The sequence below is a fragment of the Hyphomonas sp. genome, from assembly GCF_016125515.1.
Lineage (GTDB): Bacteria > Pseudomonadota > Alphaproteobacteria > Caulobacterales > Hyphomonadaceae > Hyphomonas.
The window spans coordinates 196,014-209,203 of the sequence record NZ_WGLO01000002.1; the positions used below are offsets into that span (position 1 = coordinate 196,014).

15 protein-coding genes are annotated in these 13,190 nt (G+C 64.3%); 9 read left to right on the top strand and 6 right to left on the bottom strand.

Translation table 11 applies throughout. The features are described 5' to 3' along the window. Positions 1-38 precede the first annotated feature (38 nt). Both GC148_RS03020 and GC148_RS03025 read left to right on the top strand, forming a co-directional pair. Positions 39-647: a superoxide dismutase gene (locus GC148_RS03020; RefSeq protein WP_291068564.1), complete on the top strand. Its 609-nt coding sequence runs from the start codon at positions 39-41 to the stop codon at positions 645-647. A 44-nt stretch (positions 648-691) separates the two neighbouring features. Next, entirely contained in the window at positions 692-1,366 is a 675-nt protein-coding gene (locus GC148_RS03025; RefSeq protein ID WP_291068565.1) for a hypothetical protein, read from the top strand. Here the strand turns inward: GC148_RS03025 and GC148_RS03030 are convergent. Next, the gene (locus GC148_RS03030) at positions 1,363-2,835 is read right to left on the bottom strand and encodes an SUMF1/EgtB/PvdO family nonheme iron enzyme (RefSeq protein ID WP_291068567.1); all 1,473 of its coding nucleotides are present in this window, start codon (positions 2,833-2,835) and stop codon (positions 1,363-1,365) included. The two genes, GC148_RS03025 and GC148_RS03030, sit on opposite strands and share 4 nt — an antisense overlap. 280 nt (positions 2,836-3,115) lie before the next feature. Here GC148_RS03030 and GC148_RS03035 point away from each other — a divergent pair, with 280 nt between their 5' ends. Beyond that, positions 3,116-4,738, top strand: coding sequence for a DEAD/DEAH box helicase (locus tag GC148_RS03035; protein ID WP_291068569.1), 1,623 nt, complete (start codon positions 3,116-3,118; stop codon positions 4,736-4,738). A 109-nt stretch (positions 4,739-4,847) separates the two neighbouring features. Continuing rightward, positions 4,848-5,234 (top strand): VOC family protein, encoded by a 387-nt coding sequence (locus GC148_RS03040; protein WP_291068571.1) that lies wholly within the window; start codon positions 4,848-4,850, stop codon positions 5,232-5,234. Positions 5,235-5,339: 105 nt separating this feature from the next. Here the strand turns inward: GC148_RS03040 and GC148_RS03045 are convergent, their stop codons facing one another. Next, positions 5,340-6,776 (bottom strand): coniferyl aldehyde dehydrogenase, encoded by a 1,437-nt coding sequence (locus GC148_RS03045; RefSeq protein ID WP_291068573.1) that lies wholly within the window; start codon positions 6,774-6,776, stop codon positions 5,340-5,342. Positions 6,777-6,947: 171 nt separating this feature from the next. Here GC148_RS03045 and GC148_RS03050 point away from each other — a divergent pair, with 171 nt between their 5' ends. Together GC148_RS03050 and GC148_RS03055 are read left to right on the top strand one after the other, a co-directional pair. Next, the gene (locus GC148_RS03050) at positions 6,948-7,748 is read left to right on the top strand and encodes an enoyl-CoA hydratase/isomerase (RefSeq protein ID WP_291068574.1); all 801 of its coding nucleotides are present in this window, start codon (positions 6,948-6,950) and stop codon (positions 7,746-7,748) included. A 95-nt stretch (positions 7,749-7,843) separates the two neighbouring features. Then, positions 7,844-8,332, top strand: coding sequence for a DUF3291 domain-containing protein (locus GC148_RS03055; protein WP_291068575.1), 489 nt, complete (start codon positions 7,844-7,846; stop codon positions 8,330-8,332). Here the strand turns inward: GC148_RS03055 and GC148_RS03060 are convergent, their stop codons facing one another. Genes GC148_RS03060 through GC148_RS03075 form a run of 4 tightly spaced genes read right to left on the bottom strand, consistent with a single transcriptional unit; the run spans position 8,333 to position 11,380 of the window. Further along, on the bottom strand, positions 8,333-8,704 hold the full coding sequence (locus GC148_RS03060; protein WP_291068577.1) for a TfoX/Sxy family protein: 372 nt from the start codon (positions 8,702-8,704) through the stop codon (positions 8,333-8,335). A gap of 26 nt (positions 8,705-8,730) precedes the next feature. Further along, entirely contained in the window at positions 8,731-8,988 is a 258-nt protein-coding gene (locus tag GC148_RS03065) for a DUF3253 domain-containing protein (protein ID WP_291068579.1), read from the bottom strand. Continuing rightward, positions 8,985-10,220 carry a serine hydrolase domain-containing protein gene (locus tag GC148_RS03070; RefSeq protein WP_291068581.1) on the bottom strand — a complete coding sequence of 412 codons (1,236 nt, stop codon included), beginning with the start codon at positions 10,218-10,220 and terminating at the stop codon, positions 8,985-8,987. The genes GC148_RS03065 and GC148_RS03070 overlap by 4 nt, the downstream gene beginning before the upstream one ends. Continuing rightward, positions 10,220-11,380 (bottom strand): acyl-CoA dehydrogenase family protein, encoded by a 1,161-nt coding sequence (locus tag GC148_RS03075; RefSeq protein ID WP_291068583.1) that lies wholly within the window; start codon positions 11,378-11,380, stop codon positions 10,220-10,222. The genes GC148_RS03070 and GC148_RS03075 overlap by 1 nt, the downstream gene beginning before the upstream one ends. A 113-nt stretch (positions 11,381-11,493) precedes the next feature. Here GC148_RS03075 and GC148_RS03080 point away from each other — a divergent pair, with 113 nt between their 5' ends. Genes GC148_RS03080 through GC148_RS03090 form a run of 3 tightly spaced genes read left to right on the top strand, consistent with a single transcriptional unit; the run spans position 11,494 to position 13,183 of the window. Next, positions 11,494-11,922, top strand: a complete 429-nt coding sequence (locus tag GC148_RS03080; protein WP_291068585.1) for a PaaI family thioesterase — start codon at positions 11,494-11,496, stop codon at positions 11,920-11,922. Continuing rightward, entirely contained in the window at positions 11,919-12,707 is a 789-nt protein-coding gene (locus GC148_RS03085; protein ID WP_291068586.1) for an SDR family NAD(P)-dependent oxidoreductase, read from the top strand. Before GC148_RS03080 ends, GC148_RS03085 begins: the two co-directional genes overlap by 4 nt. Positions 12,708-12,727: 20 nt before the next feature. After that, positions 12,728-13,183 (top strand): ABA4-like family protein, encoded by a 456-nt coding sequence (locus GC148_RS03090; RefSeq protein WP_291068587.1) that lies wholly within the window; start codon positions 12,728-12,730, stop codon positions 13,181-13,183. Positions 13,184-13,190: the final 7 nt, after the last annotated feature.

Genomic DNA, 13,190 nt, shown 5'->3' on the forward strand with positions numbered 1-13,190 from the left:
GCGAAAGACATCAAAACCGCAAGAAAGGACCTTTCCGCATGGCCTTCACCCTGCCCGACCTGCCCTACGCCCGTTCGGCCCTGGCACCGCACATCTCCGAAGAGACGCTGAACTTCCACTATGGCAAGCACCATCAGGCCTATGTGACGAACCTCAACGGCCTTCTCAAGGATACGCCGCTCGAGAACGCGTCGCTGGAAGACGTGATCAAGGATTCCGCGGCCGACAAGGCCAAGGCCGGCGTGTTCAACAACTCCGCCCAGGTGTGGAACCACACGTTTTACTGGCACTCGATGAAGCCCGGCGGCGGCGGCAAGCCGCATGGCAAGGTGGCCGAGCTGATCGACCGCGACCTCGGCGGCTATGACAATTTCGTAAAGGAGTTCAAGGCCGCTGGCGCGACGCAGTTCGGCTCGGGCTGGGCTTGGCTGGTCTACAAGGGCGGCAAGCTGGCGATCACCAAGACGCCGAACGCCGAAACCCCGCTGACCGACGCCGGCACGACGCCGCTGCTGACCATGGATGTGTGGGAACACGCCTACTATCTCGACTACCAGAACCGCCGGCCGGACTATATCGACACCTTCCTGTCGAGCCTGGTGAACTGGGACTTCGCCAACCAGAACCTCGCTGACGCGGGCGCCTGATTCCGCTAGGGTCCCCTCTCCGAGTCGGAGAGGGGAGACCCCGGATGTTCTGTACGCAATGCGGCGCCCAGGCCGCTCCTGAACACAAGTTCTGCGCCGGATGCGGCGCACGCCTTGAGGGCGCTGTTGCGGCGTCAACAGGTTCGGCCCCGATCGAAGCGGCGCCGGCCGGGCCGCTCGAAGACTGGCGCGAGACGACGAACTACCGCGTCGTGCTGGGCCACCCGGAAGTAAAGGCACTGATCGCCGAGGCGTCGAAGGCGACGAAGGCCGGCATGTCGGCCGAAGAATTCCTCAAGCTCGCGCAACCCGTCTTGAACGCCGCTGGCGCGGGCGGGGTTTCCATGAAGCTGATCGCCGAGATCGCCACGCCGATCTACGCCAAGATGGGCGTGAAGACCGGCAAGGACGCGAAGAATGGCTATGCGACGCCCTACGGGCGCGTGCTGGCGGCCATCCTGTGCTCGCTGGCGAGCCGGAGCCAGACCCTGGTCGCGGTGCAGGAAGGCACGGACGGGTGCGTCGTTCAGGCGGAGATCCCGTCGAGCCTGACAACCTGGAAAGGCAAGCTGACCCTGACCGTGGAGCGCAAGCCGGAAGGCACGCTGGTGACGAGCGCGGTCGTGTTCGAGGGTCAGTCGTCGGACTGGGGCCGCTCCAAGCGCGTGCTGGAGGAATTGCACCAGGACATCCTGAACTATCGCAGCCTGCAGCCCTAGGGCTGGGCGGCAACGCGGAAGCCGGTGAGATTGTCGCGCACGGCGGCGTCGTTGCGGGCACGGGCGGCGACGCGCAGCTCAGCCGGTGTGGACTTGTACGACCCACCCCGCAGGACGCGCAGCTTGCAGGCCGCGACCTCGACCGAGCGGCCATCGAGCGGCGCGTTGGCGAAGGTGTTGACGTAGCAATCCTGCACCCATTCGCGCAGGTTGCCGCTGACGCCGCGCAGGCCGATGGCGTTGGCGGGCAGCGTGTCGACGTTCACCGGGTCGGAGCCGGTGGCGGCCTTGTCGGCCTCGAACAGGGGCCCCCACCAGAAGGGCGTCGTGGTGCCGGCGCGGGCGGTGTATTCCCATTCGGCTTCGGTCGGCAGGCGGTAGGCGCGGCCGGTCTTCCTGGTCAGCCAGGCGGTGTAGGCCTGCGCGTCTTTCCACGAGACTTTCGTGACCGGCTGGTTGCCGCGGCCATGCGTGCCGGCGGGCGGGGAGTAGCCGCCGCAGCCGCCATCGGCGACGCAGGCATCCCACTGGTCGAACGTGACTTCGGTGGCACTGATGGCGAACGGGGCCATCGCGACCTTGCGCTGGGGGCCTTCCCAGGCGTTGCGGGCGAGTTCCTCATCCGGCGCGCCCATCAGGAAGGTGCCGCCGGTGACGTTGATCATGTCCGGGCACATGTCGCATTCGCGGAAAGTGACGGGCGCGGTCTCGGCGGGCGCCTGTTCGAGGGCGGGTTCGGGCTCAGGCTCGGGCGCGATCACGGGCTCGGCGGCAGCAGGCTCGACGGCTGCGGCGGTCAGCGTTGCACCAGCGCCCGGCGAGGCCTCGGCAGAATTGGAGGCGGCGATCTCGGAGAGCTTGGTGAGCACCGGGGCGACGAGATCCGGGCGCAGGATGTAGATGCCCGCAGCGCTGACCATGCCGAAGATGAAGGTGAGGCCGACTGCGGTGAGCAGGCCGCCGCCGGAGCGCTTCTCCTTCTTCTTTTTGGCCGGTTTGGGCGCCTTGGCGCGCTTCTGGGCCTTGGCCGCCGCCGGGCCGCCGCCACGGCTTTCGCTGCCGGTGGAGGGCAAGGGCGTTGCGGCGAGGCGCTTCTTGATGACTTCGATGAAGGCCAGCCAGGCGGGATCCTCGCGGTCGCCGTTCCAGCCCGACAGATCGGTCGTCTGGATCAGTTCGAACATGACCGGCCGGTCGCAGGGCTCGATCATCAAGGGAACGAGGGTGTTCTTGCGTGCCCCGATGGTGGCCTCGGCGCGCACCCAGCGCGACTTCACCGAACGGCTGGACCAGAGCACGACCACGGCGCGGGCCTTGTGCAAGTGGTCTTCGGTGATCTCGTCATAGTTTTCGCCAGCCTGCAGGTTCATGTCCATCCAGACATTGAACCCTTCAGCGATCAGCCCGTCCACGATGGTCTGGGCCGTTTTCAGGTCTTCCCGGTTGTACGATACAAATACGTCTGACATGCGTCCCCCGGTCATCCCGATCCCAACCGGTGGCACTAGAAGCGCCAATTTCGGGTCCCGCGCAAGCCCCCAGCGCCTGCAGGTTCGGCCGAATCTAGGAGGCTGCCTGAGACCCGGGCTGTACGTGCCCGTAAAAATGCAGTAAGGGGCGGCTCAATGTTCCGGGCATGGGATTCGCCCGGCTGCAGCCTTCTGGTCATGGGGATCGGAAGACGCAGGACGCGCGCTGCCAATTCGGGCGGCCAGGGCCAATCAACCAGACATCCCGGAGACACTACCCTTGACTGAGACAACCTTCGCTGATTTCGGCCTTGCCGAGAACATCCTCAAAGCCGTGCTCGAAGCCGGCTACACCGTCCCCACCCCCATCCAGCGCGAAGCCATTCCGCACATCCTGATGGGTGGCGACGTGACCGGAATTGCGCAGACCGGCACCGGCAAGACCGCCGCCTTCGTGCTGCCGATGATCCAGCGCCTGTCGACTGGCCGGGCCCGCGCCCGCATGCCACGCTGCCTGATCCTCTGCCCGACGCGCGAACTGGCTGCGCAGGTCGCCGAGAATTTCGAGAAGTACGGCAAATACCTCAAGCTCACAATGGCGCTGCTGATCGGCGGCGTGAGCTTCAAGGAACAGGAAGTGCTGCTGCAACGCGGCGTCGATGTTCTGATCGCGACGCCGGGCCGCCTGATGGACCAGTTCGATCGCGGCAAGCTGCTGATGATGGGCGTCGAGACGCTGATCATCGACGAAGCCGACCGGATGCTGGACATGGGCTTCATTCCCGACATCGAGAAGATCTGCTCGAAGCTGCCGGCGACCCGCCAGACGCTGCTGTTCTCGGCAACCTTCCCGACCGATATCCAGCGCCTGGCCAAGACGTTCCAGAAAGATCCCAAGAAGATCGAAGTGACGCGCCCGACGGATGCGGCCCAGACGATCACCCAGCATGTGGTTCATCTGCCCACGAACGATGGCAAGGCTCGCCGCACGGCGCTGCGCCGCGTGATCGAAGCCAATGATGTGAAGAACGGCATCGTATTTTGCAACCGCAAGGTCGAAGTGGACATCGTGGCAGCCTCGCTGAGCAAGCACGGCCATGATGCCGCGCCGATCCATGGCGACCTGCCGCAATCGGTGCGCACGGAAACGCTGCAACGCTTCCGCGACGGATCGCTGAAACTGCTCGTCGCCTCGGACGTTGCCGCGCGTGGCCTCGACATTCCAGATGTCGGCCACGTGTTCAACTTCGGTCCTCCGCCCAAGGATGAAGACTATATCCACCGCATCGGCCGCACCGGCCGTGCAGGCCGCAAGGGCGAAAGCTTCACGCTGGTCTCGCCCGGCGACGAGAAGTCCTGGGGCTTCGTGCTGAAGATGATCAAGCAGGACGTGAAGGAATTCATGCCCGAAGGCCTGCTGGAGGAACTGGCCAACCTGCCGCCGGAAGAAAAGCGCGACCGCAACGACCGCAAGGGCGGACGTGACCGTGGCCCGCGTGGACGCGGCGATCGCAGCGAAAGCCGTGACCGGGGTCCGCGCCGCCGCGAGCGCAGCGAACTGGAACCGGTGATGGCCGCTGCTGAAACCGCGCCGGCTGAGACGGCTCCGGTAACGGAGCATGTGGCCGAAGCGCCGGTGGTTCGCGAGGACAAGCCGAAGCGGGAGCGGGGCCCTCGCCCTGACAAGCGCCGTGAACGCGGCGACCAGCCGCGCGCCGAGCGCAGCGAACAGCCCCGCGCCGAACGCGTGGAGCGGACCGAACGCACGGATCGCACCAGCGACAAGCGCGAACGCCCGAGCCGCGACTACAAGCGCAAGGATGACGACCTGATCCTCGAACCCGCCCCGGACAAGGTGCGCGGCTTCGGCAACGAAATCCCGTCCTTCCTGAAGAAACGCTGACGTTTCCCCGCCCTGCGCCCCTGTCACTGACCAACTGAATTTCCAGTGCCGATTGACGCACGCACCAATCCATTGAAGCTTTGGAGCTTCAATGGAGAGGAGGCTGTCCATGCCCGTACTTGGAATTGGAGGCGTGTTCTTCCGCGCCGCAGATCCCAAAGCGCTTTCGGACTGGTATGACCGCCGGCTCGGGGTCGGAGCCGGACATGATGGTTCGGGCACGAAGACCGAGGGCGAGTGGATGTGGCAGGTGCAGGCCGGACCGGTGGTGTTTGCGCCGTTCAAGGCGGACACGGATTATTGGCCGGCCGGGAAATCCTTCATGCTGAACCTGCGCGTGAGCGGTCTGGACGCCCTGCTCTCGTCCCTGCGCGCGTCGGGCATCGACATCGAGACACGGGCCGAATGGGACGCGCCGGAGACCGGACGCTTCGCGCGCATCCATGACCCCGAAGGCAATCCGATCGAACTCTGGGAGCCCCCTTCGGGGGACTGATCAAAAAAATGAGGGCCCACTCCCCCGGGGGAGGGGCCCCTCACGGGTACGGGACGCGCAAGCGATCCCCGCCTCGGCGGAGATGGGCCGGCCCCGGACGGTCGACTACGCTTTCAAACGGCCTTTGACCTGCGCGCGGAACTTGTCGCCATAAGGCGGACGCATCATCGCGAGGATCTCGTTGTTCGTCTGGGTATAGATCGCCTTCTTGTGGCTGAACTCCAGGAAACCGTCGCGGCCGTGATAGGCGCCCATACCCGACGGGCCGACCCCGCCGAACGGCAGGTCTTCCTGGGCGACGTGGAAGATCACGTCGTTCACGGTCACACCGCCGGACGTGGTGTTGTTCAGGACGAAGTCTTTCTCGGACGCATCATTGCCGAAATAATACAGGCCGAGCGGGCGCGGATGCGCGTTGATGTAGGCCACGGCGTCCTTGGCATCGCCATAGGATTTGACCGGAAGGATGGGGCCGAAGATTTCGTCCTGCATCACCTTCATGTCGTCGGTCGGGTCGATGACGATATGCGGGGCAATCTTGTGGTGCGGCTGCTGGGAAAAGTTCTCGCCCTTCGGATTGATTTCGATCACCTGGGCGCCCTTGGCGCGGGCATCTTCGAGATAGCCGTTGATGCGGTCGAAGTGGCGCTGGTTGATGATCGACGTGTAGTCGTCGTTTTCCTTCAGGCCGGTGGGGAACATCGTTTCGACCGCGCGCGTGGCGGCATTCACGAATTCCTGCGTCTTCTCTTTCGGCACGAACGCATAGTCTGGCGCGAGACAGATCTGGCCGGCGTTCAGCGTCTTGCCAGCCATGATGCGGCTGGCGGCTTTCTGCAGGTCAGCCGAGCGGCCGAGGACGACCGGCGACTTACCGCCGAGCTCCAGGGTCAGCGGCACCAGGTTTTCAGCGGCGGCGCGCATCACATGGTAGGCAATCGAGGTGGCGCCAGTGAAGAGGATATGGTCGAGCGGCAGGCGCGTGAACTCGGCGCCCACTTCGGGACCGCCGGTGACGACGACGCATTCTTCCGGCGTGTAGTATTTCGCGATCAGCTCCTTCATCAGCGCCGAGGTCGCCTCGGTGAATTCGGACGGCTTGATCATGCAGCGGTTGCCGGCGGCGAAGATGCCCGCGAGCGGTGTGAACGTCAGGTTGACCGGGAAGTTCCACGGCGACAGGACACCGATCACGCCCTTGGGCTGGTATTGCAGTTCGGCCTTGGAGCCGAGCAGACCGAGCGGGAATTCCACCTTGCGCTTTTCGGGGCGCATCCATTTGGCGAGGTTGGCCTTGGCGAATTTCAGCGCACCGATGGAGCCGGCGATGTCGGTGAGGTTCGACTGGTCCTTGGAGCGATGGCCGAAATCCTGGCACATCGCGTCGTTGAAGGCGTCACCGTGCGTGGCGAGCAGGTCGATCGACTTGTCCAGCCATTCGTTCCGCTTGGCGAGCGACGGAATGCCGTCGCGCAGATGAGCGGCCTTCTGGCGTTCAAGCAAGGCGCGCAGGCCGGTGTCCGTGGTGCCATCGAGTGCCATCGCTGAGTCTCCCGAATTTGAGCGGTTGGATATGTCGTGCAGTAAACAGTGTAGCGCGCGTTCAGCGTTTTCGCCAAGGGATACCGCAAAGGCTTGCCCCAGCGTGAGGCGTTCACGGGGCCCGGCAACCGGGTTATTTCAACCGCCAACAGAGACATGGGAGACTGCCGGATGGCCAAGTACGAGAAGATTTCCTACGAGCGCGACGGCGACATTGCGATCATTGCCTTCGATGATGACAAGACGCTGAACGCCTGCGGGGTCGATACGGCCATCGAGATGCTGCACGCCTTCGAAGTGGCAGCCGGCGAAGCACGCTGCACAATCCTGACCGGCAAGGGCCGGGGTTTCTGTTCCGGCGCGAACCTCGGCGGCATGGGCGCCGGCCCGCAGATCGCTCACCCGGACTCGGTGCCCGATGCCGGCAAGGCGCTGGACGCATTCTACAATCCGCTGGTCACCTCCATCCGCAACCACCCGCACCCGGTGATCACCGCTGTCAACGGCGCGGCGGCCGGGGTCGGCTGCGCCATCGGCCTGATGGGCGATCTGGTGGTGGCGGCGAAGAGCGCTTACTTCCTGCAGGCGTTCCGCCGCATCGGCCTGGTGCCGGATGGCGGCTCGACCTACCTCCTGGCCCGAACGATCGGCCGGGTTCGCGCCATGGAAATGGCACTTCTGGGTGAAAAACTGCCGGCCGAAACGGCGCTTGAATGGGGTCTCGTGAACCGGGTCGTGGACGATTCCGATCTGATGAAGACCGCCAAGGAACTCGCCGTGAAACTGGCGACGGGACCGACCGTGGCCCTGTCGTTGGCACGACAGCAGATCTGGACCGCCTGCGACGCCGATTTCGGCGCGGCCCTGCATGGCGAACGCATGGCACAGCGCGCAGCTGGGCGGACGGAAGACTTCCGTGAAGGCGTCGCGGCCTTCCTCCAGAAGCGGCCTGCCGAGTTCAAAGGCAAGTAACCCAAGGTAGGGTTGTGGAATATCCCTTCTCTTAAAGATTACGAAACCCATTTCAAGCTAGGTTCTGCCCGGACGGAGATCACGGGACGCGTGCAATGGATTTCAGGCTGGTGCATTTCAATTGTGCGCGCCCTGTCGGCAAGTTCGATTTCGGCAACGAATTCGTTCAGGTGTTCGTGTCGCTGCTGCCGCGGATCTTCAAGGATGCCGATGGCTTCGAGGGCCTGATCCACCATGATCACGGCCTGCGTTGCCCGGACGGCAGCTGGCGGGATTTCACCAATGCCTTCCCGTACCCCGCCGAATGGGGCGCGCCGGACATTTCCACGCTGGCTGTCTGGCGGTCTATCGAAGACCTGAGAACATTCAGCCATTCCGGCCGCACGCATCCGCCCGGCATGCGCCGGCTGGCGAACGAGATTGACCGCAGCCAGGGCCCCGGCTTCGTCATGTGGTGGGCGCCGCGCGGCGAGCGCGTCACGCTCGAGCACGGCTGGCAGCGCCTGCAGCACCTGCGCACACATGGCTCTTCGAACTATGCCTTCTCGCTGGACCAGCCGGTGAAGCGGCCGGCCGTGGCCTGATCATTTCTTCTTTTTGGCCTTGGGCTTTGCCCTGGCCTTCGCGGCCCGCGCGACCGCAAGCGCCTGCCGGCCCCAATCGCTGGCTTCATCCGGATCGTCCATCGCCGATGATGGCAGGCTGACATAACCCATATCGATGATCTCGCCGGTGCTCGGCTTGGTCCAGAGGAAGGGCTCGCTGCCTTCCGCCTCAAGACGCGCGCGCAAGGCCGCGTCGGTCTTCAGGAAGATCGTGTCGCTGAACAGCAGCGCGATCATCAGGCCCTCGCAGAACACGCCGGCGCCGCCGAACATGCGCCGGATGCTGACCGGTCCCATCGGCGCGAAAAGCTCAATGACGAATTCGTGGAAGGGATCAGGCGCCTTTGCCATGCACGGTCAACCGGCTCCTGGCGCCGTCATGCGGGCAGCCCCAGCCGGTACACCCCCTTGAACGTGTCCGGATCCTTGACCGGTTTGCCTTTCCTGTAGATCAGCACCGTTCCGGCCTTGTGCAGGCGGACCGCCTCGGCGCGCACATCCTTCAGCACACGCACGAAATACTCCGGGCTGATAGCCTTGGCGGCGTCTTCCGGCGCGATGGTTTTGCCAGGACCGCGCGCGGTCGTCAGTGCGACGATTGTATCGCGGACCGGATTGACCTTCGCTTCGCTCACCAGTCGATCGCCGCGTAGACGAGCTGCTGCAACTGCAGGCGCATCGGGTAGGTCGAAGACGGCATCAGCTGGGTGGCCTGCACAGCGATCAGCTCTTCTTCAGGATCGATCCAGAAGAAGGTCGAGGCGAGGCCGCCCCAGCTATAGGTGCCGTTGCTGCCGGGCTGGCGGGTCTGGACGATATCGGTGACGACCGAACCGCCAATTCCGAAGCCGACGCCATCGGCCATCACTTCGGTGAAGGCCGACCGGCCCATGCCGCGCATGGTCTGGTCGCCCGGCAGGTGGTTCTGGCGCATGAACTCCCAGGTCTTCGGGCTGATGATCCGCGCGCCGTCGAGCGTGCCGCCGCGCAGCAGCATCAGCGCAAAGCGGTGATAGTCGCGCACGGTGGAGGCGAGACCGCCGCCGCCATTCAGCTGGATGGGGCGTTTGGCATAGAGCTTCGAAGCGGCGCCGCCGGGATCGGCAAGCGTCGTCTCACCCGTCTTCGCGTCCTTCTGGTAGCACGCCATCAGGCGGTGCACCTTGTCTTCGGGCACCCAGAAATCCGTATCGTTCATGCCGAGCGGGCCGAAGATACGTTCCCGGAAGAACTGGTCGAGCTCCATTCCGGTGATGATCTCGACGATGGCGCCAAGCGTATCGATGGAGTGGCTGTAGCGCCATTCCGTACCCGGAGAGAAGGCCAGCGGCAGGCCGGCCATCTGGCGGGCCATCTCCTGAAGGGTCTGCTTGTGGTGACCAACCTTTTCGTTGCGGTAGATCTCGTCGGTCTCATCCTGCATCAGGAAGCCGTAAGTCAGCCCCGATGTATGCGTGATGAGATCGATGATCTGCATCTCGCGGTCCGGATCTTTTAGTTTCGGCTTGTCGGCGGTGCCGCCAGCCCAGACCTTCACATCCTTGTATTCCGGAATGTAGCGACTGACCGGATGTTCCAGGCGCAGCTTGCCTTCCTCGAACAACATCATGATGGCGAGCGTCGTGATCGGCTTGGTCATCGAATAGATGCGGAAAATCGTTTCCGGACCGATGGGCTGCTTGCCGCCCATTTCGGTGGCACCGACGAAGCTCTCATGCGCGATCTCGCCGCCGCGCGAAATCAGCGTCGACATGCAGGGCAGCTTGCCGGTGTCGACATAGTTCTTCTTGAAAAACTCGGGGATGGCCGCGAGCCGGTCTGCATTCAGGCCAACTTCGTGCGGGTCTGTGGGGTCGTGGTCGAACATCAGAGGGTTCCTGCTTTGGCGGCGCGAGCGAGCTCGCGGGCGATGATGATCTGCTGGATCTGGCTGGTGCCTTCGTAGAGGCGGAAGATGCGGACGTCGCGGTAGAACCGCTCGATCCCGTAATCGGAGACGTAGCCGGCGCCGCCGAACACCTGCACGGCGCGGTCCGCAACGCGGCCGCAGGCTTCAGTGGCGAACAGTTTCGTGGAAGATGCCAGCATCGTGACGTCTTCGCCTGCGTCGCGGCGGCGGGCCGCGTCCAGGATCATGCATTCCGCCGCATAGGTTTCGGCCTGGCTGTCAGCGATCATGGCCTGGATCATCTGGTGCTCGAAGATCGGCTTGCCGAACTGTTTGCGTTCCAGCGCGTAGGTCACCATTTCGCGGATCAGGCGTTTCGACACGCCGGTGGCCACAGCCGAGATATGTAGGCGCCCCTTGTCGAGCACGCTCATGGCGACCTTGAAGCCTTCGCCTTCCTTCGCGATCAGGTTCTCGGCGGGCACGCGCGCGTTCTCGAAGATCACGTCGCAGATATGAGCACCCTGCTGGCCCATTTTCTTCTCGGGTTTGCCGACGGAAAGGCCCGGCGTGTCGCGCTCGACGATGAAGGCCGAGACGCCCCTGGCCCCCGGCTCGTCCGGATTGGTCCGGGCCATAACGGTGAACAGGTCGGCCTTGTTGGCGTTGGTGATGTAGCGCTTGGTGCCGTTGAGGATGTAATGGTCGCCGTCGCGCGTGGCGCGGGTCTTGAGTCCCGCGGCATCGGAGCCGGCTTCCGGCTCGGTCAGCGCAAAGCTGGCGATCAGGTCACCCGAGGCAACACCCGGCAGCCATTTGGCCTTCTGGGCGGGTGTGCCGAACAGGATCAGCGCCTGGCTGCCGATGCCGATATTGGTGCCGGCGACCGACCGGAAAGCCGGCGAGGTCTTGCCAAGTTCCATAGCGACGAGGCATTCGGTTTCCATGTCGAGATCCAGCCCGCCGAACTCTTCGGGCACCGCGATGCCGAACAATCCGAGCGCCTTCATCTCGTCGACCACATGCTGGGGCACAGCGTCTTCGTCACCCACCTGGGCCTCGACCGGCACGCAGGTTTCGGTCACGAAGCGGCGCACCTGTTCGATCAGGGCGGCGCGGGTTTCGGCGTCAAAGGCCATGGGTTTCGTCTCCCGGGGTTGTTTTTCCGGCGCACTTTATGCCGCAACGGCACGCTTGTCGAAGGGGGCCGTAAGGGTATGGTGCCGCAGCACAGACACGACAGGGAGGCGTCATGACGGTCGTCACGATCGAAAGCGGTGAATTTGCCGGCTGGCAGACTTGGCCGGACGAGCCGTTCGAGCATGAGACTGCCGGGCCATTCTATTTCCGCGTCGATGAACAGGGTCCCGTGGCCGGCTTCCGCGCCCAGCGCAAGCACATGAATGCCGGCGGCGTGATGCATGGCGGCTGCCTGATGACCTTTGCCGATTTCGCGCTGTTCGCCATCGCCCATGACGGTGTCGAAGGCCTGTATGGCGTCACCGTGGCTTTCACTTCGGAATTCCTCGACGGCGCCCGCGAAGGCGAACGGATCGAGGCGCGCGGCGAGGTGCTGCGCAAGGGCGGGCGGCTGACCTTCATCCGCGGGATCGTCACGGCGGATGGCCGCCCCGTTCTCAATTTCTCAGGCACCATCATGAAACGAAAGGCCAATCCATGAGCCAGCCCCCCTATGTGGAGCTTTCCCGTTCCATCAAAGGCAAGACCGCCCTGATCACCGGCGCCGCCAGCGGCATGGGCCGCGCGACCGCGCACCTGTTTGCCCGCGAAGGCGCCAACGTCGCCGTCACCGACCTGAAGCAGGAAAACGTCGATATCGTAGTGAACGAGATCAAGGCGGCGGGAATCGACCATGTGAAGGGCTGGGCGCTGGATGTCGGCGATGCGGCCGCGATCAAGCGCGTTGTGGACGAGGCTGCGGCGCATTTCGGCGGCCTGGATATCCTCGTGAACAATGCCGGCTTTGCGATTCCGGCTCAGGTCGGTGAAGAGTCCTACGAGGACAGCTGGGGGCCCAGCATCAATGTGATGCTCACCTCGCACCAGCGCGCCATCCGCGCGGCCCTGCCTTACATGCGGAAGAATGGCTGGGGACGGATCGTCAACATCGCCTCCACCGAAGGCCTCGGCGCAACGCCGGGCAACTCACCCTATGTGGCGGCCAAGCACGGCGTGATCGGCCTGACGCGCGGGCTCGCGGTCGACCTTGGCCGCGAAGGCATCACGGTGAACTGTATCTGCCCCGGCCCGATCATCACCGGCATTACGGCGGGCATTCCCGACGAGCACAAGGAAATCTATGCCAAGCGCCGCGTGCCGCTGCGCCGGTATGGCATTCCCGAAGAGGTCGCCAACATGACGCTGTCGTTGGTACTGCCGGCGGCGAGCTTCCTCAACGGCGTGCACATCCCGGTCGATGGCGGCCTGACGATCAAGAACGCCTGAACCGCGACCGGGATAGTGCCATGACCTACGAGGCCCTGTTCAGCGTGATCAACATGTCGGTTCTGCCGGCCTGGTTCCTGCTGATTTTTCTGCCGCGGCTCGGACTGACGAAGCAGATCGTGCATTCGGGGATCTATCCGCTGCTTCTCGGCGTGTTCTACCTCATCGCCCTGGTCTGGTCGATCTCAAGCGGCGTGACCGGAGGCGAGGCGAACTTCACCTCGATCTCCGGGATCACCGCCATCTTCCAATCGCCGCTCGGTGTGCTGGTCGGCTGGTCCCACTATCTGGTATTCGACTTGTTCGTCGGCGCCTGGATCGGCCGCGACAGCCAGCGCCGCGGCGTACCGCACCTTGCAGCAGCGCCGTGCCAGTTCTTCACCTTCCTGCTCGGCCCAGTCGGATTGCTGTCCTACCTTCTGCTGCGCATGGCGCTGCGCAAGGGCGGCCTGTCGCTGGACGAGACGCCAGCCTGAGCGCCGG

Coding starts and splice junctions, on each gene's coding strand:
- GC148_RS03020 (WP_291068564.1), top strand. CDS start 39: ATGGCCTTCACCCTGCCCGACCTGCCCTACGCCCGTTCGGCCCTGGCA.
- GC148_RS03025 (WP_291068565.1), top strand. CDS start 692: ATGTTCTGTACGCAATGCGGCGCCCAGGCCGCTCCTGAACACAAGTTC.
- GC148_RS03030 (WP_291068567.1), bottom strand. CDS start 2,835: ATGTCAGACGTATTTGTATCGTACAACCGGGAAGACCTGAAAACGGCC.
- GC148_RS03040 (WP_291068571.1), top strand. CDS start 4,848: ATGCCCGTACTTGGAATTGGAGGCGTGTTCTTCCGCGCCGCAGATCCC.
- GC148_RS03045 (WP_291068573.1), bottom strand. CDS start 6,776: ATGGCACTCGATGGCACCACGGACACCGGCCTGCGCGCCTTGCTTGAA.
- GC148_RS03050 (WP_291068574.1), top strand. CDS start 6,948: ATGGCCAAGTACGAGAAGATTTCCTACGAGCGCGACGGCGACATTGCG.
- GC148_RS03055 (WP_291068575.1), top strand. CDS start 7,844: ATGGATTTCAGGCTGGTGCATTTCAATTGTGCGCGCCCTGTCGGCAAG.
- GC148_RS03060 (WP_291068577.1), bottom strand. CDS start 8,704: ATGGCAAAGGCGCCTGATCCCTTCCACGAATTCGTCATTGAGCTTTTC.
- GC148_RS03070 (WP_291068581.1), bottom strand. CDS start 10,220: ATGTTCGACCACGACCCCACAGACCCGCACGAAGTTGGCCTGAATGCA.
- GC148_RS03075 (WP_291068583.1), bottom strand. CDS start 11,380: ATGGCCTTTGACGCCGAAACCCGCGCCGCCCTGATCGAACAGGTGCGC.
- GC148_RS03080 (WP_291068585.1), top strand. CDS start 11,494: ATGACGGTCGTCACGATCGAAAGCGGTGAATTTGCCGGCTGGCAGACT.
- GC148_RS03085 (WP_291068586.1), top strand. CDS start 11,919: ATGAGCCAGCCCCCCTATGTGGAGCTTTCCCGTTCCATCAAAGGCAAG.
- GC148_RS03090 (WP_291068587.1), top strand. CDS start 12,728: ATGACCTACGAGGCCCTGTTCAGCGTGATCAACATGTCGGTTCTGCCG.